The sequence below is a fragment of the Mesorhizobium loti R88b genome, from assembly GCF_013170845.1.
Taxonomy (GTDB): Bacteria; Pseudomonadota; Alphaproteobacteria; order Rhizobiales; family Rhizobiaceae; genus Mesorhizobium; species Mesorhizobium loti_B.
Genome location: NZ_CP033367.1, coordinates 2,244,177 through 2,263,508, shown reverse-complemented (window position 1 = coordinate 2,263,508; position 19,332 = coordinate 2,244,177). Strand labels below are relative to the sequence as shown.

Below are 19,332 nucleotides of genomic sequence, written 5' to 3'. Positions count from 1 at the left end.
CCGCGGCCGCAGCCCGATCTGCGGCTCAGATCTTCTCCTGCGTGTATTTTTTCAGCTCCGTCCGCGCCACCTGCCGGCGGTGCACGGCGTCTGGCCCGTCGGCGAGACGCAATGTCCTCAGATGCGTCCACGAGCGCGCCAGCGGCGTGTCCTGGCTGATGCCTTGCGCGCCGAACATCTGCACGGCCTCGTCTGTGACCTTGAGCGCGACGCGCGGCGCGATCACCTTGATCTGGCTGATCCAAGGGGCAGCGGCGCGCGCATCGCCCTGGTCGATCATCCACGCCGCCTTGATGCAGAGCAGGCGAGCCATCTCGATCTCCATGCGGCATTCGGCGATGATGTCGAAATTGGCGCCGAGTTTTGCCAGCTTATTGCCGAAGGCTTCGCGGCGCACCGAACGTTGGCACAGCAACTCCAGCGCCATCTCGGCCTGGCCGATGGCGCGCATGCAGTGATGGATGCGACCGGGACCAAGCCGGCCTTGCGCGATCTCGAACCCCTTGCCCTCGCCAAGGATCAGGTTCGATGCGGGTATCAGGACATTGTCGAAGCGAAGGTGCATGTGGCCATGCGGCGCGTCGTCATCGCCATAGACCTGCATGGCCCGGACCTTGGTGACGCCTTTTGCATCCGACGGCACCAGGATCATCGAGTGCCGCCGGTGCTGCGCTTCTTCCGCGCCGCCGGTCCGCACCATGACGATGTAGATGGCGCAGCGCGGATCGCCGGCGCCGGACGCCCACCATTTCTCGCCATTGAGCACATAGTCGTCGCCCTGGCGCTCGCAACGCATCGCAATGTTGGTGGCGTCGGACGAGGCGACGTCCGGCTCGGTCATCAGATAGGCCGAGCGGATTCTTCCGTCCAGAAGCGGTTCAAGCCACGTTTTCTTGTGCTCGTCCGAGCCATAGCGCTCCAGCACCTCCATATTGCCGGTGTCGGGCGCCGAGCAGTTGAAGGTTTCGGCGCCGAGATGCGCCTTGCCCATTTCCTCGGCGAGATAGGCATATTCGACTGTGGACAGGCCGTAGCCGCGTTCCGAGCCGGTCAGCCAGAAATTCCACAGGCCGCGCTCCCTTGCGGTCTTCTTCAGCCCTTCGAGGATTTCGCTCTGGCGCGCGCTGTAGATCCAGCGGTCGCCTGCCTTGCCGACTTCGCTCAGGAACTCATGGTCGAGCGGCATGATCTCGTCGCGCACCATGGCCGCGACGCGGGCGTGGATCGGCTTCAGCCGCTCGGTCATGCCGAGATTCATCTCTGTCATCGGTCGCTAACCCTTCATAGAGGCCAGGCATTTTGTCAGTGGCAAGGATGACCGTACTTCGGATAGCCTTGTCAACGCGAACTCTTTGCCCAGATACCGCGGCGAAGCGCGGAGGATTGGTATGGCCTATCTCGACGAGCTGTTTTCGGTGACCGGCAAGACAGCGCTGGTGACGGGCGCGGCGACCGGCATCGGCCGCATGGCGGCGACCGCGCTGGTCAAAGCCGGCGCCAGCGTCATTATCGCTTCGCGCAAGGGCGAGGATTGTATCAAGGTCGCCGCCGAGCTGAACGGGCTTGGCGCGTCAGGCCGGGCCGATGGCTTCGCCGGCGATGTCTCCAGTGAGGCCGGCATTGCCGCGCTCGTTGCCGAGGTCAAGGCACGCACCGACAGGCTTGATATTCTGGTCAACAATGCCGGCGTTTCCTGGGGCGCGCCGCTGGAAAGCTTCCCTTATTCGGCATGGGCGAAAGTCTTTGGCGTCAATGTCACCGCCGTTTTCCATCTGACGCGCGAATTGCTGCCGCTGCTCGAAGCCGCCGCCAGCGATGCCGATCCGGCCCGTGTGATCAATCTGGGTTCGGTGATGGGCACGCAGCCGCTGGCCGACGACGCCTATTCCTATACCGCCTCGAAGGCCGCGGTGCATCATCTGACGCGCACGCTTGCGCTCGAATTCGCGGCCCGCCGCATCACCGTCAATGCCTTCGCTCCCGGGCCCTTCCAGAGCCGCATGACGGCGTTTGCCACCGGTACGGATGAACAGGCCAAACATGTCGGCAGCCATGTTCCGATCGGCCGTATCGGCACAGCGGATGACATTGCCGGCGCAACGCTCTATTTGTGCAGCCGTGCGGGCAGCTATGTCACCGGCGCCATCCTGCCGATCGACGGCGGGCAGTCGGTGCAGCATGGGTTGACCTTGTTCAAGGAATGACATTTTCCGGCCGCAGAAGCCGGTGGTGAACTGGAGGACATGCGCGTGGAACCAATCAGTCTCGATGTGCTTCTGGCCAGTGTCGGCAAGGAGGTTGGCATCTCGCCATGGCGGGTGGTGACGCAGCGCATGATCGACCAGTTCGCCGACGCCACCGACGACCACCAGTTCATCCACTGTGACCCGGAGCGGGCCAAGCGCGAGACGCCGTTCGGCGGCACCATCGCGCATGGCTTTCTGTCGCTGTCGCTGCTCTCGGCAATGACGTTCGAAACCATGCCGCCGCTGGAAAACGGCAAGATGGGCGTCAACCATGGTTTCGATTCGCTGCGCTTCCTGGCGCCGGTAAAGACCGGCGCGCGCATCCGCACCCATTTCGTGCTGGCCGACGTCAAGGTCAGGCCGTCGGGCTGGGTGCAGACGGCGCATGACGTGACGATCGAGATCGAGGGTTCGAAGAAGCCGGCGCTGACCGCCCGCTGGCTGACGCTCACCTTGATCGAACGCCAGCCCGAGACCGCATGAGCGACCCGAACGCGCTCGACCAGGCGGCACTTGCGCCTTATCTCGAGGCGGAAATCCCGGGCTTTTCCGAGCTTGCTGCAATCGAAAAGTTCAAATCCGGCCAGTCGAACCCGACCTATCTCATCACGGCGGCCAGTGGCCGCTATGTGCTGCGCGCCAAGCCGCCGGGCCAGTTGCTGAAATCGGCGCATCAGGTCGACCGCGAGTTCACCGTGATGAAGGCGCTTGCCGGCACCGCGGTGCCGGTGCCGGCAATGCTGCATCTGTCGGCCGAAGACTCGCCGATCGGTCGCATGTTCTATGTCATGGACTTCCTCGACGGCCGCATCTTCTGGGATCCGGCACTGCCTGAGGCGCGCGACAACAATGAACGCGCCGCGATCTACGACGCCATGAACAGCACGCTCGCGGCCCTGCACGATATCGATGTCGAGGCCGTGGGCCTCTCGGATTTCGGCCGGCCGGGCAATTATTTCGAGCGACAGCTGGCGCGCTGGACCAGCCAGTATCGCGCCTCGGAGACCGGCGCCATAGCCGACATGGACCGGCTGATTGCCTGGCTGGAAACGCACAGGCCCGCCGATGACGGCCTGGTATCGCTGGTCCATGGCGACTACCGGCTGGACAATCTGATCTTTGCGCCGGACCAGCCAAGGGTCATCGCGGTGCTCGACTGGGAGCTGTCGACGCTTGGCCATCCGTTCGCCGACATCGCCTATCAATGCATGCAATGGCGCCTGCCGCACGCATCGGGCTTTCGCGGCCTGGGCGGCGTTGACCGCGCCGCAATCGGCCTGCCCACCGAAGAAGAGTATGTCGCCGCCTATTGCCGGCGGCGCGGGCTCACTGGCATCGACAACTGGACCTTCTTCCTCGCTTTCTGCTTCTTCCGGTTGGCGGCAATCTGCCAGGGCGTCTACAAGCGCGCGCTGGACGGCAATGCCTCCAATCCCGAAAAGGCCAGAACCTATGGCGAAGCGGTGAAGCTGCTTTCGCATCTTGCCGCAAGACTGATCGATAAGGAGACGTGATGGCCCGTTTTGACGGAGCAACGGTGCTGATCACGGGTGCCGCCGGCGGGCTCGGCCGGGGTGCCGCGAAAGGCTTTGCCGCCGAGGGCGCGCGGCTGGTGCTGTCGGATATCGATGAAAAGGCGCTCGCCGATCTTGCTGCTTCCTTGCCGGCCGAGACAGCGATCCTTGCCGGCAACATAGCGGATGAGAAACTGTCCGAGGATCTGGTCAGGCTGGCGGTCGAAAAATTCGGCCGCTTGGATGTCGCCATCAACAATGCCGGCATCGTCCAGAGTTTCGTGCGCCTGCCGCAGGTCCCGTCAGACGAAGCCCGCCGCGTGCTGGAAATTGACCTGTTCGGCGTCTTCTACGCCATGAAGCACCAGATCCCGCAGATGGAGCGGCAGTTCAAGGCCACGGCCAAGGGGGGCGCCATCGTCAACATCGCCTCGGTTGCAGGCCTGGTTGGCGCGCCAAAACTTTCGGTCTATGCCGCCGCCAAGCATGGCGTTGTCGGGTTGACCAAATCGGCGGCCGCCGAATACGCGACCAAGGGTGTGCGGATCAACGCCATTTGCCCCGCTCACACGAGAACCGCCATGGTGGACGGGTTTGTCCGCGTTTCCGGCGCGCCGGAGGCTGAAGCGCTGGCGGAACTGACACGTGGCATGCCGATGAAGCGGGTAGCGGAAGTCGACGAGATCATCACCGCGATCCTGTTCGCCGCCGACCCGGCCAACTCCTTCATGACCGGCCATGCACTGGCCATCGACGGCGGCGTCGGCGCGATCTGACCCCTGGCGATCCAGCCAGATGCCGCGTGGGAACTTCCCGCGCCCTTGTCCGTTCCCGTACAGCGTATATAATTTAGCCAGGCACCAACCCCAGACACCGAAGAAAGGCACCAGACGTGCCGCAAAGCGTCCAGACACGCCGCGAGAAACAAAAGGCCGAACTGCGCTCCGAACTGGTCGAAGCCGCGCATAAGCTCGTCCAGGAAGAAGGCTATGATGGCCTGACCATCCGCAAGCTGGCCAAGCGGGTCGGCTACGCGCCGATGTCGGTCTATTCCTATTTCGCCGACAAGCAGGACATCCTGTTCGCGCTGGCCGAAGATGCCTTCGAAACGCTTGCCCGCCGCATCGAGGAGCATCCGTCCGACGATCCGATCGAGGCCTTGAAGGTCGTCATGACCGAATATGCCGCCTTCGGGCTCGGCAATCCCAACGAATACCGCACCGTCTTCATGACCGAAAAGACCAAGCTGCCGGAAGGCAGGAGCTATGAAGACATGGAAGAGGGCAACCCGGCGATGAAAGCGCTCATCAAGCGGGTCGAGGCCTGCATCGCCGCGGGCAAATTGCACGGTGATGCGCGCGCCATCGCCACCATGCTGTGGGCGGTGGGCCACGGCACCATATCGCTGCTGATCACTTTTCCGTTCTATCCCTTCGGCGACCCGCAGGCTTTCGTGAAGCGGATGTGCGATTCCACCCTCGCCTCGCTCAGCACGCAAAACGTGCCGCCGCTGACCGAAACACCGGTCAACTGCTGAGCGGGTAATTCTGACATCTGACCCGATCGGATCGTGACGCGCTGCTGTGTCAGTACGTCGCTATTTTCGTCATTCAAAAAAATTTGTCGTACGTGTACGTTTTCTGACTTGAAGATCGGCGTCTCCAGACGTATCTGTACGTTTTACCGTACATGTACGGAAAAGATTCAAGCGCTAAACTGGAGACCGACCATGAAAAAGATTGTCCTCACCCTCGCAGCCGTTCTGGCTCTTTCGGGCTCGGCTTTCGCCGCCAACACCACCCACCGGGTCAAGCAGGTGCCGGCTGCGACCTGCGTCGACACCAAGACCAATGTGAAGCTCGATTGCGCCTCGACCGGCTCGGTCGAGAAGAAGGGCACCACGGAAAACACCGTTGACAGCAAGGGCCCGCGCCTTGGCATCAGCATCAACCCGTGGATCGTGCCGAGCGTATTCTAATATTTTCGCCAGACGCTTCTGGCCGGCACAAGCCGGCAAAGCAATTCCAGGAAAAGTGTGGACGGTTTTGCGTCTGGAATTGCGTCAAGAAAAAGAGTTAGAGCAATTCGCCGTTTCCGTGAAACGGTGAAGTGCTCTAGGTGAGTATGTCAGCCTATCGAGATCGGCAGCTTCGTCGCCGAGCTCTCGAAGGCGGCGTCGATCAGCTTCTGCATGTCGGCGGCGCGCCGGAAGGACGGGTCGCCGTTCTGCCCGGCATCAAGCGCGTCGACAAAACGCTGGGCGTTGCGCTTGGCATCCGGCAGGCCCAGCTCTCGCCAGAGCTGAACATCGACGTCCTCTCCCAGGCACGCCGACAGCCGCGCAGCCTTGCCATCGGTCTCGACCTTGAGCGCTCCTTTGGTGCCGTGCAACGCCAGCGACAGGTCATTGCCATGGCCGGTTGTGTAGCGGCTCGCCATGATTGTCGCCAGCGCGCCGGATGTCAGCCGTGCCGTCATCGCCACACTGTCATTGGCGTCGAGCACGTAGTCGCCGATCCGTTCGCCCTCGGCCTTCGGAAACGTCACCAGATCAGCGTGCAGGCTGACAATATCCTGGGCCGCGCCATAGGTGGCGAAGTCCAGTATATGGATGCCGACATCGCCCAGAACCCCCGTGGAACCATGCCGGGTCGACAGGCGCCACAGCCATTTGTCCTCGACGCGCCAGTCGCCCCAGGACTTGCTGACCAGCCAGCTCTGCTTGTAGCTCGCCTCGACATGGCGCAGTTCGCCGATCGCGCCGGCCAACACCAGACGCCGTGCTTCCTGGATCGCCGGTGAATTGCGATAGGTCAGGTTGACCATGTTGACGAGGCCGGCGGCCTCGGCCGCTTCGGTCATGGCAAGCGCGTCGGCCTGGTTCGGCGCCAGTGGCTTTTCGCAAAAGACATGTTTTCCCGCGGCAAGCAGCGCCAGGGTCGTTGCCTTGTGCACGCCGTCCGGCGTCGCGTTGATGGCGGCGTCGAAATCGCCCCAGGCGATCGCCGATTCAAGGCTCTCGAAAGAAACGCCGATCTCGTTGGCAGCGGCAAACGCCGCCGCGCGGCCGGGCAGCTGGTCGACACAGGCGACAATGCTGCAGCCGGGAACCTTTGCGAACTCTTCGATATGATGTCCGGCGATCCAGCCGGTACCGAGCAAGAGCAAGCGATGCATCAGATCAGGTCCCCCATCAGCTCAGGCCCCCCATCAGTTCAGGCCCTTGTCGCCGTCGGCATGCAGGCGCAGGCCCTTCTGCACGATCTTCTCCTTGGCCTTGTTCGTCGGCACGTTCGGCGCATTGGTAATGCCGGACCATGCGGGCGCCGGGTTGTGCGCCCAGTGCACGGCATTGCGCAGCACCTGCTGCACGCCCTCATTGTGATAGATCGGATAGGTCTCGTGGCCGGGCGAGAAATAGAAGATGCGGCCGGCACCGCGCTGGTAGGTCAGCCCGGAGCGGAACACCTCGCCGCCCTCGTACCAGGAGACGAACACCGTCTCCAGCGGCTCCGGCACCGCGAACGGCTCGCCATACATTTCCGTCTCGCCGATCTCCAGGCATTCGCCGATGCCTTGCGCGATCGGGTGGCCGCGGTTGATCGCCCAGACACGCTCGCGCTCACCCGCCTCGCGCCATTTCAGCGAACAGGGCGTGCCCATCAGCCGCTTGAAGATCTTCGAATAGTGGCCGGAGTGGAGCACGATCAGCCCCATGCCTTCCCAGACCCGCTTCTGCACGCGCTCGACGATCTCGTCCTTGACCTCGCCATGCGCCGCGTGACCCCACCACAGAAGCACATCGGTAGCGGCAAGGCGCTTCTCGCTCAGGCCGTGCTCCGGTTCCTGCAAGGTGGCGGTGCTCGCCTCGATGCCCTTGTCCTGATTGAGCGCGGCCGCAATCGTGCCATGCATGGTCAGGGGATAGAGGTCGCGCACGGCGGCATTGGTCTGCTCATGGACGTTCTCGCCCCAGACGACAGCTTTAATAGGCATTTTTCCTCTCCAAAGCGCTTTGAATATCGCATCCACGGAGGTCTTGGGAAGATACCTCCGACAAAATTGCGGAAAATCAGGGCTTGCGGCTTTTCCGGCCGGGGACGGTCTTGGCCTTGCCAGGCTTGGCGGGCGCGCCAGGAATGGCCGAGCCGGTGATCGACACCGGATCGCTGGCCGGGAACGTATCCTCGAGGCCTTCCTCGAGTTCCTCTTCGGCGCTTGGCGCTTCGCGCTGCTCATGCTCAAGCGAGCGGACGGCGGGCGTCTTTTTCACCGGCGACTTCGGCGCGGACTTTGACGGCATCGACACTTCTCCCTCGACTTGTTGCCGCACAACGGACGCGGGCGGCAAAACGTTCCGGGATCAGACCGCCGCGTCGCGTGCTCCCTCGGAGAGGAAAGTAAAGACATAGTCTGAGAAGGAACGCCAGCACTCGACCCGGAAGGCGTCATCGGCCGTGCGCAACAACACGATCTCGGTCTTGCCGAGGATGGTGCGCGAGGCCGCGCCCACCGGGAAGGCTTCGAGCGACAGGTCCTGCGGGCACCCTGAATTGATCGTTGCGGCAGCCCCGGCACCAGTAACTGATATCGCGATGTTGCGATGCGAGATGCCAACCGCCGAATGCAGGGCGGAAACCCCTGTGCAATCGGCGAGCGGATCGTTTCCAGCCTCATCGATGACCAGCCATTCGTCGGGGCCGAGCCACAAAGCAGTGCGCCCTGCCTTTGACGCCGAGGTTTTCGGCTTCTTCGGCAAGGTCAGGTCGAGCGCCTTTGACAATGCAGCAACCGAAGCCTCCGGCACGCGCAGCGAGATGCGCTCCGCCGGCGGCAGGATCTCGACCTTGACGCTCGGCGCCGTTGTGCTGCGACCAGCCAGGGCCGGACGGCGTTCGACCGAAGGCGTTGCGGCCGCAGCCGACTTCTTTGCACCAGCCTTAGCCATTGAGGCGCCCTCCTGTCTCGTCGAAGAACACCATGCCGGTAACCTCCACTTCGATCACCCCGTTCGGCATCGGCACGTAGAGCGTGTCGCCCATCCGGTCGCGGCCGCCGGCGACCAGCGCCAGCGCGATCGAACGGCCGCAATTTTCCGACCAGTAGCTTGATGTGACATGGCCGATCATCTTCATCGGGATCGCCTGTTTCGGATCCTCGACGATCTGCGCGCCCTCTTCCAGCACGACCTTCGGATCCTTGGTCTTGAGACCAACCAGCTGCTTGCGCCCCTTGGCGACCAGATCCGGCCGCGCCATGCCCCTGATGCCGACGAAATCGGTCTTCTTCTTGCCGACCGCCCAGTCTAGGCCAGCGTCGTTCGGCGTCACCGTGCCGTCCGTATCCTGGCCGACGATGATGTAGCCCTTTTCGGCGCGCAGCACGTGCATCGCCTCGGTGCCGTAGGCAACAGCACCGTGCTTCTGGCCCTCCGCCCACAGCGCTTCCCAGACGGCCTGACCATAGTCGGCCGGGACGTTGACTTCGAAGCCGCGCTCGCCGGTGAACGACATGCGGAACAGCCGTGTCGGCACACCGCAGATCTTGCCCTCGCGTACCGACATGTGCGGCAGACCCTCATCGGACAAATCGATGCCTTCGACCAGCGGCGCGATGATGTCGCGTGATTTTGGCCCCTGTACGGCGATGACAGCCCATTGCTCGGTGATTGAGGTCAACCAGACATTGAGATGCGGGAACTCGGTCTGGAGGTAATCCTCCATGTGGTTCATGACGCGCGGCGCACCGCCCGTCGTCGTCGTCACATGGAAACGGTCCGGCGCCAGCCTGCCGACGACGCCGTCATCATAGATGAAGCCGTCCTCGCGCAGCATGATGCCATAGCGGCAACGGCCAGGCTCCAGCTTCTCCCACGGATTGGTGTAGAGCAGCTCCATGAATTTGGCGGCGTCCGGCCCGACCACTTCGATCTTGCCCAGCGTCGAAGCATCGAACAGGCCAGCCTTGGTGCGAACCCCGACGCATTCGCGGTCGACCGCGGCATGCATGTCTTCGCCGCCCTTGGGGAAATACCAGGCACGTTTCCACTGGCCGACATCCTCGAACACGGCACCTTGTGCCTCGGCCCAGGGATGGATCGCCGTCTTGCGCGTCGGGTCGAAAAGCGGCCCGCGCGCATGGCTGACGATCGCGCCAAAGGTGACCGGCGTATAGGGCGCGCGGAACGTCGTCAGGCCGACCTCCGGGATAGGCTTGCCCAGCGTCTCGGCCGCAATCGCCAGGCCGTGCATGTTGGACGTCTTGCCCTGGTCGGTCGCCATCCCGTTGGTGGTGAAGCGCTTGACGTGCTCGATCGAGCGCATGCCTTCATGCACCGCCTGGCGGATGTCCTTGGCTGTGACATCGTTCTGGAAATCGACGAAGGCCTTGACCGTCTTGTCCGGTCCGGCGCCGGGGGCGGCACCCAGCATGCCGCGCGACCAGCTCTCCGAGGCATCGACCTTCGGCTTGGAACCCTTGGCAAGCTTTGCGCCGGCATCCCTGGCTGCCTTGGCGCCGGCGGCGTACGCCTCGTCAACCGATGCCGACAGCCCGTCAGTGCCGTTGCAGGCGCCAACCGAGACGCAATCCTGCGCATAGGTGCCTGGCACGAAGCGCTTGGTCTCGTCGTTGAAGGCGACCTTGCCGCGCGACTGCGAGAACAGATGCACCGACGGCGTCCAGCCGGCCGACATCAGGATCGCATCGACCGGGATGGTGCGTTCGCCGCCGCCATTCTTCGGCTGCACTGTCATCGACGACACCCGCAATTTGCCGCCGGCGCGGATCACCGCGCGGCCGAAATTGACCTCGATGCCGAGCGCCCTCGCCTCGTCGATGACCGGTCCGGTCGGATGGTCGCGCAGGTCGACGATTGCCGCCACATTGACGCCGGCCTTCTTGAGGTCGATCGCTGCGGCATAGGCGGAATCATTGGCGGTGTAGACGCCGACATTTTTGCCGACCGCCACACCATAGTGGTTGAGGAAGGTCCGCGCCGCACCCGCCAGCATGATGCCCGGCCGGTCATTGTCGGCGAACACCATGTGGCGCTCGATGGCACCGGAAGCCAGCACCACGCGCTTGGCGCGGACCTGCCACAGCCGCTCACGCGGCAAGTCATGGCCCGGGGCCTTCAGATGATCGCTGACGCGCTCGACCAGGCCGACGAAATTCTGCGCATAGTAGCCAAACGCCGTCGTGCGCGACAGCACGCGGACATTGTCCATGGCGCTCAGCCTGGCGATCGCCGCCTGCGCCCAGCCAAAACCGTCCTGGCCGTCGATTTTCGCGCCGCTCTCGAAACGCAGGCTACCGCCGAACTCGGCCTGCTCGTCAGTGAGGATGACACGCACGCCGGTCTCAGCCGCCGCCAGTGCCGCCGCGATGCCGGCGGCACCGCCGCCCAGCACCAGCACGTCGCAATGCGCGTAGCGGGAGGAATAATGGTCGGGATCAGGGTTGTCCGGAGAAACGCCAAGGCCGGCTGCTTCGCGGATCCTGGGCTCGTAAAGACTCTTCCAAGCCGCCTTCGGCCACATGAAGGTCTTGTAGTAGAAGCCGGCCGAGAACATCGGCGATGCGATGTCATTGACCGCGCCGACATCGAAGGCCAGCGATGGCCAGCGGTTCTGCGAGTTGGCGGCGAGCCCGTCATAGAGCTCCTGCACGGTGGCGCGCACATTCGGCGTCTTGCGCGCATCGTCACGCACGATCTGAACCAGCGCGTTGGGCTCTTCCGCGCCGGCCGACAGGAAGCCGCGCGGCCGGTGGTACTTGAACGAGCGGCCGACCAGATGCACGCCATTGGCAAGCAGCGCCGAGGCCAGCGTGTCGCCCTCGATGCCGGTATGGGACTGGCCGTCGAAGCTAAACCGCGCGGTCTTGGCCTGGCTGAGGCGACCAGCGCTCGGGATACGGAACGCGCCGCTCATTTTGCAGCTCCCGGCAGCTTGGAGGGTTTCGGCTCGCCGGCCTTGTAGGTCATCACGAACTTGTCGGTGACGGTGTCGCGGACAGCGTTGAAGAACCTCGCGCAGCCATGCATGTGCCGCCAGCGCTCATAGATGATGCCCTTGGGGTTCGAGCGGATGAAGAAGAACTTTTCGAAATCGTCATCGCTCTCATCAGCCATGTTGGCCGAGCGCGCAATATGCGCCTCGCCGGCGTTGCGGAATTCGAGCTCCGGGCGCTCTTCCTCGCAATAGGGGCAGCGGATGAGAAGCATCGTCTTGGTTCCTACAATTCGCCGTGGCCGACGTGAGCGCCGGCAGGTTGGTCGCAAAGCCGCTGGCCCATAGCCGCAAAAGGCGCAACGAGCCGGATGCGCTCCTCAACGCTTGCAGCCGGGCGAAACAGATCGCGATACGCCATGTTGCCGATGGTAAGTTGCATCGGATCGGTCGTGACGATGACGCGACGTGGCTCGAATGATTCGTCCTCGTCGAGATCAGCAGGCCGGTTCTCTACGAACATGACCACTTTCTGGCCGCCGCTCCACACGCAGGCCAGGATGCCGTCATCGACGGTAAACGGCCAGTTGGCCTCGTTTCCGGCGCGGCTGATCGGCTGCGTGCGGAATTCGTCCGCCGAAGGAAAATGGAACATGCCCTGTTCCCCCGCCAGCACCAGCGGCATGGCGACAGCCATCTGCGCCATCATCATCAGTGCGCCACCGCCGCCGCTGCCGCCTCGTCGATGAGCCGGCCGGTGCGGAAGCGCTCGATGGTGAAGGGTGCGTTGATCGGATGCGGATCGTCTTTGGCAATCGTATGGGCAAAGACATGGCCCGAGCCGGGCGTTGCCTTGAAGCCGCCCGTGCCCCAGCCGCAATTGACGTAGAGGCCGGGCACCGGCGTCTTGGCCAGGATCGGCGAACGGTCCGGCGTGACGTCGACGATGCCGCCCCAGGACCGCAGCATCTTCATACGCGTGAAGATCGGGAACATCTCGCAGATGGCGTCCAGCGTATGCTGCAATATGTGCAGGCCGCCGGTCTGCGAATAGGAGACATACTGGTCGGTGCCGGCGCCGATCACCAGCTCGCCCTTGTCGGACTGCGAGATATAAGCGTGCACGGTGTTCGACATCACCACACAAGGCACGACCGGCTTGACCGGCTCCGACACCAGCGCCTGCAGCGGATAGCTTTCCAGCGGCATGCGCACGCCGGCCATGTTCATGATGACCGAGGAGTGCCCGGCGGCCACCACGCCGACCTTCTTGGCGCCGATGAAGCCACGCGTTGTGTCGACGCCCATGACGGCGCCGTTCGGTGCGCGCTTGACGCCGGTGACCTCGCAATTCTGGATGATGTGGACGCCGCGCGCCGAAGCGCCACGCGCATAGCCCCAGGCCACCGCGTCATGGCGCGCCGTACCGCCGCGTCGCTGCAAGGCAGCACCGACGACCGGATATCGTGCTTCTTTAGAGATGTTGAGCGGCGGGCAGAATTCCTTCGCCTGTTCCGGCGACAGCCATTCATTGTCGATGCCGTTCAGCCGGTTGGCATGAACGTGGCGCTTCAGCACCTGGATGTCATGCACATTGTGCGCCAGCATCATGACGCCGCGCGCCGAATACATGACGTTGTAGTTGAGCTCCTGGGAGAGCCCATCCCACAGCTTCAGCGCATGGTCATAGATGCCCGCGCTCTCGTCATAGAGATAGTTGGAACGGATGATGGTGGTGTTGCGGCCGGTGTTGCCGCCGCCGAGCCAACCCTTTTCCAGCACCGCGACATTGGTGATGCCATGCACCGTGGCGAGATAATAGGCGGTGGCCAGGCCATGGCCGCCGGCGCCGACGATGATGACGTCATATTCCTTCTTGGGCTCAGGTGAGGACCATTGTTCCTCCCAGCCTTTATGGCCGCGCATGGCCTCCCGGGCGATGGCGAATACCGAATATTTTTTCAACGTCCTGGCCTCTCGCCGAAAAGGTCTCGCAAATGGCGTCGGGGCGTTCACTCAGCCCCGGCGCGCGAGGTGTATCACTAGCGAAACAGCGCTTCCACCCTTGCGCTGTTTGCGACGGCGCTTGCCGTTTTGCGCCGCGGTGGAAAAGGACACACTTAGGCTGGCTCCCATGAGAGCCTTCAGCCACATTGCCTGTCGCGAAATTCTGGAGGACGGCTATGGGCAATGCCTGGTGGAATCTGACGTTGCGCTTCCTGCTGGAACTTGCCGCCTTGCTCGGTCTCGGCGTCGCCGGCTGGAGTCTCTCCGGTGGCGTGTGGCGCTGGATTGTCGCGCTGGCCGTACCACTCATCGCGGCGGCACTCTGGGGAACCTTCGCTGTGCTCAATGACCCGAGCCGCTCGGGTCGTGCGCCAGTTCCCGTGCCCGGCATAGTGCGTCTGGTGCTCGAACTCGTCATCCTGTTTGGCGGCGCGGCCGGATTCTATGTGGCCGGTCATTCTACTACGGGCGTCATCATCGCCGTGCTTATCGCCATCAGCTACGCATTTTCGCTCGATCGCCTCGGTTGGCTGGTGAGGCAATAGCCTGGATCGAAGCGGCCTTCGCAGGCGCCCGGCGCGACGACGACCACGCCCGAAGCGCGCGCCTTCGTCGAAGGCATCCATGCCTTGAAGCGCATGGCGCAGCCGGAAGAGATCGCCCGCTCGGCGCTTTATCTTGCCTCCGACGCCTCGAGCTTCACCACCGGAACCGCGCTGTTTGCCGATGGCGGCGTCTCGATCAACCGGACGTGAAGAATTTTTGCGGCGAACAGGCTGGTTCGTCGCTTTGACGCAGCCTGCCGGACTTGCTTTTTCGGTGCGATTTGGCGATTCCGTTTTGTTGAAACGGGTCTTCTTGCCAAAACAGGTCCTGGAACCATGATGCTGATCCGAACCTATGTCGCCCAGAGCGCAATCGAGGGCGTCGGCATGTTCGCCGCCGAGCCAATCCAGAAAGGCGCCTCGATCTGGCGGCTTGACCCGGATTTCGACCGGCTGATCCCGAAGGACAAATATGAGGCCGCACCCCAGCCTCTGAAGGAATTGCTCGACCGCTATGCCTATCCGAGCCCCGATCGGCCGGGTTTCATGGTCTATGAGGTCGACAATGGCCGCTTCATGAACCATTCGGCGACGCCAAATACCGATTTTTCGCAGTATGGTGGGGCAACAGCGACCCGCGACATCGCCGCCGGTGAAGAGATCACCTGCGACTACGGCGAGTTCTTCGAGGATTTCGAACGGCTGCACCTGGCCACGGCCTAGTTGGCGCCCTATCTCGGGGTGACCGTGGCAATTTGGCTGTTGTCCTGCATTTCGACTGTGGACAGCGCGGCTTGATTCTGCTATCAGCCGCCACAATTCGTGGTGTCGACCGCCGCGGAGGCAAGTGGCTATGGTCGCTTGCCTGTTGATATCAAACCCGAAAGACAGGATTGCCCGTGCAGGTACTCGTCCGCGACAATAACGTTGATCAGGCGCTTCGCGCGCTCAAGAAGAAGATGCAGCGCGAAGGCATTTTCCGCGAAATGAAGATGCGCGGTCACTACGAGAAGCCTTCCGAAAAGCGCGCCCGTGAAAAGGCCGAGGCCGTTCGCCGCGCCCGCAAGCTGGCCCGCAAGCGCGCCCAGCGCGAAGGCCTGCTGCCGATGACGCCGCGCCCGGTTGCTGCTGGCGCCGCCGGTGGTCCTGGTGGTGCTCCGCGTCCGCCGCGGTTCTAACGCCTATTTTTCGTCCTTTTCGAAGGATATTAGAGGTGGCGCGATGCGGAATCGCCGCCACCTTTTTGTTTTGATTGTGACCCGGCCCGGAGGGGGGATCCGGACCCGAATGACGGCGCAAGTGAGGACAGGGCAGACATGAACGCAACAAGCGTGGAGCGCGGGACCGCATTGCGTGGTTTCGCCCTGGCAGCGGCCCTGCTTTCCGGACTGGTGCTTGCCGGTTGCCAGACATCAGGCCCGGCTGGCGAATTCAACAACATCGACAAGGCGCAAGGGTCGAGCGAGAACATCTCCTCGCTGTCGGCGGTCATCCAGCGCAATCCCCAGGATCCCGAAGGCTACAATGTGCGCGGCTCGGCCTATGGCCGGGGCGGCCAGTACCAGGCAGCGCTCAAGGATTTCAACCAGGCCATCCAGCTCAATCCGAATTTCTACCAGGCCTATTCCAACCGCGCACTCATCCAGCGCTTCCTCGGCAATCAGCCCGCCGCGCTCGACGACTACAACAAGTCGATCCAGATCAACGGCAATTATGACGCTGCCTATATCGGCCGTGGTAATCTCTACCGCAAGGCAGGCCGCACCCAGGATGCCTTCAACGACTTCCAGAAGGCGATCCAGCTCGATACGACCGACGCCCGCGCCTACCACAATCGCGGCCTGATCTATCAGAGCCAGGGCCAGCACAAATTCGCCATCGAGGATTTCTCGACCGCCATCTCGCTGGCGCCGGACGCGGCCGAGCCCTACAACGGCCGTGGCCTCTCCTACCTGGCGACGGGCGACGAGGACAATGCCTTCTCCGACTTCAATATGGCCATCAAGCTCGACGGCCAGAACGCCGAGGCCTGGGCCAACCAGGCGCTGATCTACGAGCGGCGTGGCGACAAGGCCAAGGCAGCGAAATCCTATCGCGAAGCCGTGCGCCTCAACCCCAGCTACCAGCCGGCCAAGGATGGCCTCGCCCGCGTCAGCTGATCTCCGATTTCGCCAACTGCCCTGCGCAAAAGCGCGGGGCATCCAAATGCGCCGTCCTCTGCGTGTCCAAAAAGACGCAGTCCGGCTACCGCGCGTTAACCCCAGCAACAAGCTGTTAACGCTTGCCTTGTTCACGCCAAGTTTTCGACGGAACGGTCTGGGCACTCGAACCGTTATTCGAAGTTATTTGCGAAAGGACCCTCCCATGATCAAGAAACTCGCCTGTGCCGCTGCCCTCGCCACGATGGTATTCGCCGTCGCTCCGGCCAGCGCCGGCAAGCTGCAGCTCGGCACGCTCGACTGCACCATCGATGGCGGCACTGCTTACATCGTTGCCTCCAACAAGGGCGTGTCCTGCGTCTTCCGTCCCTATCACCATGGACCGTCCGAGGTTTACACCGGCGTCATCTCCAAGGTCGGCCTCGACGTTGGCCAGACGCATCAGGGCCAGTTGATCTGGGCGGTTTTTGCCGCGACCCGCGACCGTGACGCAGGCGATCTCGCCGGCAGTTATTATGGCGTCAACGCCGAGGCGAGCGTCGTCACCGGCGGCGGCGCCAATCTGCTGGTGGGTGGCTTCGACAGCGCCTTCATGCTGGAGCCGCTCAGCGTCCAGGCGCAGACCGGCGTCAACCTCGCCGTGGCCGTGACCTCGCTTGAGTTGATCCACTCGTTCAAGTGATTGCATGGAGCCATGCGCTCCCCTCTACTCTGCGGCGCGGAACCAGATAGACTGGTTCCGCGCCGTTTGATTTTGAGGGGAACAGTATGCCGAAGACAGCCATTGCCGCTGCCGTGATTGCAACCGCGCTTTCCGGCGCAGCACAGGCGCAGGACCGGGGTGTCGAACTCGGCAGGCTTGAATGCGCCATAGCAGGCGGCACCGGCTTCATCTTCGGCTCGAGCAAGGATCTGAGCTGCACCTTCACCCCGGCCGACAAGAGCTTCGCGCCCGAAGCCTATTTCGGCGCCGTCAACAAATATGGCCTCGACATCGGCACCACCAAGCAGACGGTGATGCAGTGGCTGGTGCTGACGCCGCTGAAGAACATCTACGCGCCGGGCGCACTGGCGGGCGACTATATCGGCGCCAGCGCCGAAGTGACGGCGGCCGTCGGCGCCGGCGCCAATCTCCTGGTCGGCGGCTCCTCGCAGGCGTTTACGCTCCAGCCGCTCAGCCTGCAGACGCAGACCGGCATCAATCTCGCCATCGGCGTCAGCCAGTTCCAGTTGCGCAGCACCGAGAACTGATCGCGTAACGACGACGGCCAATCGCAGCTGAAGGCCGTAAAAAATTGTCAAAAACCGCTTGAGCTCAACTGCGGTTGAGGTCCTACAAGCCTGCTCCACTGAAGCAACATCTTGATCTCGGCGCGCATGGTCCTGCCGGAAAGCCTCGCTGGCTTCTGGTGCCATGCGACAGCGTCGGGATATGCAAGGCAGGGGTGGACATGTCTGAAATCGGTACAAACAGGGTCGACTGGCGCGCTTTGTGGGCGAGCGGCGACCTGGCACGCTTCTGCTTCATCAGCCTCGGCATCCTGCTGCACGCCACCAATGAGACGATGGTGGCGACCGTCATGCCGGCCATGGTCGGTGAAATGGCCGGGGTGCAGCTCGTCGGCTGGTCTCTGGCGGTCTATGAGCTCGGCGCCATCGTCGCAGGTGCGGCGGCCGGACGGCTGGTGAGCTACGTGGCGCTGCGCACCAACATGGTGGTCGCCGCCCTGCTCTATGCCACCGGGGCATTGATCTGCGCCACCTCGCCCTCCATGCAACTGTTCCTTGCCGGCCGCCTGGTCGAGGGGCTTGGCGGCGGCGCGCTGGTGTCGCTGGCCTACGTCTCGGTCGAGCGGCTGTTTTCGCGCGCCATCTGGCCGCAGCTTTTCGGCATCATGTCGGCGATCTGGGGCGTCGCCGCCTTCAGCGGCCCGATGCTGGGCGCGATCATGACTGAGCTTTTGTCATGGCGCTGGGCCTTCGGGGTCTTCACTCTCGGCGGCACGGCCATGGCGCTGTCCAGCTTCATCGTGCTCAACACGCCAGAGGCAACGCGACCGGTCCCCAGCGCCGCCAAGGTGCCGCCCTTCCCGTTTGCAGCCCTTGCCTGCCTCGCGGTCGCCGTGGTGCTGATCGCCTTGGCCGGCGTCGATATCGCGCCGCTGCGTTCCTCCCTGCTGATCGTGCTTGGCCTCGCCGGCCTGGCGCTGTTCTTCGCCATCGACGGGCTGAAGCCGCGCTCGCGGCTGTTCCCGTCGCGGCTGTTCTCGTGGCGCACGCCAGTCGGCGCCGGCATGACCATGGTCGCCGCCTTTTCGGTTGCGACCGTCTCCTTCGGCGTCTACGGGCCGCTGCTTTTGACCAGCCTCCACGACATTCCGCTTTTGACCACCGGCTACATCATCGCCGCCGAATCGATCGCCTGGTCGATCCTGTCGATCCTCGTCGCCAACGCGCCGCCGCAGCGTGAGCGGCTGATCATTGTCGTCGGCGCGCTGATGATCGCGGCGGGCATTGCCGGCTTTGCTTATACGATACCCCTTGGCTCGATCCCGCTGATCCTGTTCTGCGCCTTGTTGCAGGGCGGCGGCTTCGGCATCGCCTGGCCGTTCCTGGCGCGCGTCATCGTCGCCTCCGCGCCCGACAACGAACAGACCATCGCCTCGGCCGCGGTGCCGACCATGCAGCGCATCGGCTATGCCGTGGGTGCCGCGCTTGCCGGCATCGTCGCCAATGCCAGCGGTTTCTCGCAAGGGTTGAACCACGACGCGGCTGCCAATGTCGCGAGCTGGCTGTTCCTCGCCTTCGTGCCGCTCGGCATCCTCGGTTGCCTGGCGGCCTTACGGGCATCCGCGGCTTCAAACCGGCCCGTGGAAGCCATTGGCTGACACAGGTTCAGTCAGGAGTTG

General features: G+C 63.4%; 22 protein-coding genes and 1 pseudogene. 14 read left to right on the top strand and 9 right to left on the bottom strand.

All coding sequences use genetic code 11. The annotated features are described in order from the left end of the window. Window positions 1-25: 25 nt before the first annotated feature. Entirely contained in the window at window positions 26-1,267 is a 1,242-nt protein-coding gene (locus EB235_RS11050; RefSeq protein ID WP_027030948.1) for an acyl-CoA dehydrogenase family protein, read from the bottom strand. Window positions 1,268-1,388: 121 nt separating this feature from the next. Between EB235_RS11050 and EB235_RS11045 the strand changes: the two genes are divergently transcribed. The 6 genes from EB235_RS11045 (at window position 1,389) to EB235_RS11020 (ending at window position 5,738) form a co-directional block, all read left to right on the top strand. Beyond that, the gene (locus EB235_RS11045; RefSeq protein WP_027030949.1) at window positions 1,389-2,204 is read left to right on the top strand and encodes an SDR family oxidoreductase; all 816 of its coding nucleotides are present in this window, start codon (window positions 1,389-1,391) and stop codon (window positions 2,202-2,204) included. 39 nt (window positions 2,205-2,243) lie between these two features. After that, a complete protein-coding gene (locus EB235_RS11040; protein ID WP_275451172.1) occupies window positions 2,244-2,729 on the top strand; it encodes a MaoC family dehydratase in 486 nt (161 codons plus the stop codon). Next, entirely contained in the window at window positions 2,726-3,760 is a 1,035-nt protein-coding gene (locus tag EB235_RS11035; RefSeq protein WP_027030951.1) for a phosphotransferase, read from the top strand. The genes EB235_RS11040 and EB235_RS11035 overlap by 4 nt, the downstream gene beginning before the upstream one ends. Continuing rightward, on the top strand, window positions 3,760-4,536 hold the full coding sequence (locus EB235_RS11030) for an SDR family NAD(P)-dependent oxidoreductase (protein ID WP_027030952.1): 777 nt from the start codon (window positions 3,760-3,762) through the stop codon (window positions 4,534-4,536). The genes EB235_RS11035 and EB235_RS11030 overlap by 1 nt, the downstream gene beginning before the upstream one ends. 116 nt (window positions 4,537-4,652) lie before the next feature. Further along, the gene (locus EB235_RS11025) at window positions 4,653-5,297 is read left to right on the top strand and encodes a TetR/AcrR family transcriptional regulator (RefSeq protein WP_027030953.1); all 645 of its coding nucleotides are present in this window, start codon (window positions 4,653-4,655) and stop codon (window positions 5,295-5,297) included. Between the two features lie 192 nt (window positions 5,298-5,489). Then, window positions 5,490-5,738, top strand: a complete 249-nt coding sequence (locus EB235_RS11020) for a DUF680 domain-containing protein (protein WP_027030954.1) — start codon at window positions 5,490-5,492, stop codon at window positions 5,736-5,738. Between the two features lie 149 nt (window positions 5,739-5,887). Here the strand turns inward: EB235_RS11020 and EB235_RS11015 are convergent, their stop codons facing one another. The 8 genes from EB235_RS11015 to EB235_RS10980 all read right to left on the bottom strand — a co-directional run bounded on the left by EB235_RS11015 (window position 5,888) and on the right by EB235_RS10980 (window position 13,677). Then, on the bottom strand, window positions 5,888-6,937 hold the full coding sequence (locus tag EB235_RS11015; protein ID WP_027030955.1) for a Gfo/Idh/MocA family protein: 1,050 nt from the start codon (window positions 6,935-6,937) through the stop codon (window positions 5,888-5,890). Between the two features lie 33 nt (window positions 6,938-6,970). Further along, a complete protein-coding gene (locus EB235_RS11010; protein ID WP_027030956.1) occupies window positions 6,971-7,756 on the bottom strand; it encodes a ThuA domain-containing protein in 786 nt (261 codons plus the stop codon). 76 nt (window positions 7,757-7,832) lie between these two features. After that, window positions 7,833-8,063 (bottom strand): hypothetical protein, encoded by a 231-nt coding sequence (locus EB235_RS11005; RefSeq protein WP_027030957.1) that lies wholly within the window; start codon window positions 8,061-8,063, stop codon window positions 7,833-7,835. A 60-nt stretch (window positions 8,064-8,123) separates the two neighbouring features. Further along, the gene (locus EB235_RS11000; protein WP_027030958.1) at window positions 8,124-8,708 is read right to left on the bottom strand and encodes a sarcosine oxidase subunit gamma; all 585 of its coding nucleotides are present in this window, start codon (window positions 8,706-8,708) and stop codon (window positions 8,124-8,126) included. After that, entirely contained in the window at window positions 8,701-11,694 is a 2,994-nt protein-coding gene (locus tag EB235_RS10995; protein WP_027030959.1) for a sarcosine oxidase subunit alpha, read from the bottom strand. Before EB235_RS10995 ends, EB235_RS11000 begins: the two co-directional genes overlap by 8 nt. After that, a complete protein-coding gene (locus EB235_RS10990; protein ID WP_027030960.1) occupies window positions 11,691-11,987 on the bottom strand; it encodes a sarcosine oxidase subunit delta in 297 nt (98 codons plus the stop codon). Before EB235_RS10990 ends, EB235_RS10995 begins: the two co-directional genes overlap by 4 nt. 11 nt (window positions 11,988-11,998) lie before the next feature. Then, window positions 11,999-12,421, bottom strand: a complete 423-nt coding sequence (locus tag EB235_RS10985) for a hypothetical protein (RefSeq protein ID WP_027030961.1) — start codon at window positions 12,419-12,421, stop codon at window positions 11,999-12,001. Between the two features lie 2 nt (window positions 12,422-12,423). Further along, window positions 12,424-13,677: a sarcosine oxidase subunit beta gene (locus tag EB235_RS10980; RefSeq protein ID WP_027030962.1), complete on the bottom strand. Its 1,254-nt coding sequence runs from the start codon at window positions 13,675-13,677 to the stop codon at window positions 12,424-12,426. A 218-nt stretch (window positions 13,678-13,895) separates the two neighbouring features. On the opposite strand from EB235_RS10980, the gene EB235_RS10975 reads away from it, so the two are divergent. The 8 genes and pseudogenes from EB235_RS10975 to EB235_RS10940 all read left to right on the top strand — a co-directional run bounded on the left by EB235_RS10975 (window position 13,896) and on the right by EB235_RS10940 (window position 19,311). After that, entirely contained in the window at window positions 13,896-14,264 is a 369-nt protein-coding gene (locus EB235_RS10975) for a YrdB family protein (protein WP_027030963.1), read from the top strand. 33 nt (window positions 14,265-14,297) lie between these two features. Next, window positions 14,298-14,474, top strand: a pseudogene (locus EB235_RS10970) (SDR family oxidoreductase); the annotation flags it as partial. Window positions 14,475-14,600: 126 nt separating this feature from the next. Next, window positions 14,601-14,987, top strand: a complete 387-nt coding sequence (locus EB235_RS10965; RefSeq protein WP_027030964.1) for an SET domain-containing protein — start codon at window positions 14,601-14,603, stop codon at window positions 14,985-14,987. Between the two features lie 176 nt (window positions 14,988-15,163). Further along, on the top strand, window positions 15,164-15,442 hold the full coding sequence (gene rpsU / locus EB235_RS10960) for a 30S ribosomal protein S21 (protein WP_023671138.1): 279 nt from the start codon (window positions 15,164-15,166) through the stop codon (window positions 15,440-15,442). Between the two features lie 138 nt (window positions 15,443-15,580). After that, complete coding sequence (locus tag EB235_RS10955; protein WP_027030965.1) at window positions 15,581-16,423, top strand: tetratricopeptide repeat protein; 843 nt, start codon at window positions 15,581-15,583, stop codon at window positions 16,421-16,423. Between the two features lie 205 nt (window positions 16,424-16,628). Next, window positions 16,629-17,105: a DUF992 domain-containing protein gene (locus tag EB235_RS10950; RefSeq protein ID WP_027030966.1), complete on the top strand. Its 477-nt coding sequence runs from the start codon at window positions 16,629-16,631 to the stop codon at window positions 17,103-17,105. Window positions 17,106-17,191: 86 nt separating this feature from the next. Further along, a complete protein-coding gene (locus EB235_RS10945) occupies window positions 17,192-17,674 on the top strand; it encodes a DUF992 domain-containing protein (protein ID WP_027030967.1) in 483 nt (160 codons plus the stop codon). A gap of 200 nt (window positions 17,675-17,874) precedes the next feature. After that, the gene (locus EB235_RS10940; RefSeq protein ID WP_027030968.1) at window positions 17,875-19,311 is read left to right on the top strand and encodes an MFS transporter; all 1,437 of its coding nucleotides are present in this window, start codon (window positions 17,875-17,877) and stop codon (window positions 19,309-19,311) included. Window positions 19,312-19,332 lie beyond the last annotated feature (21 nt).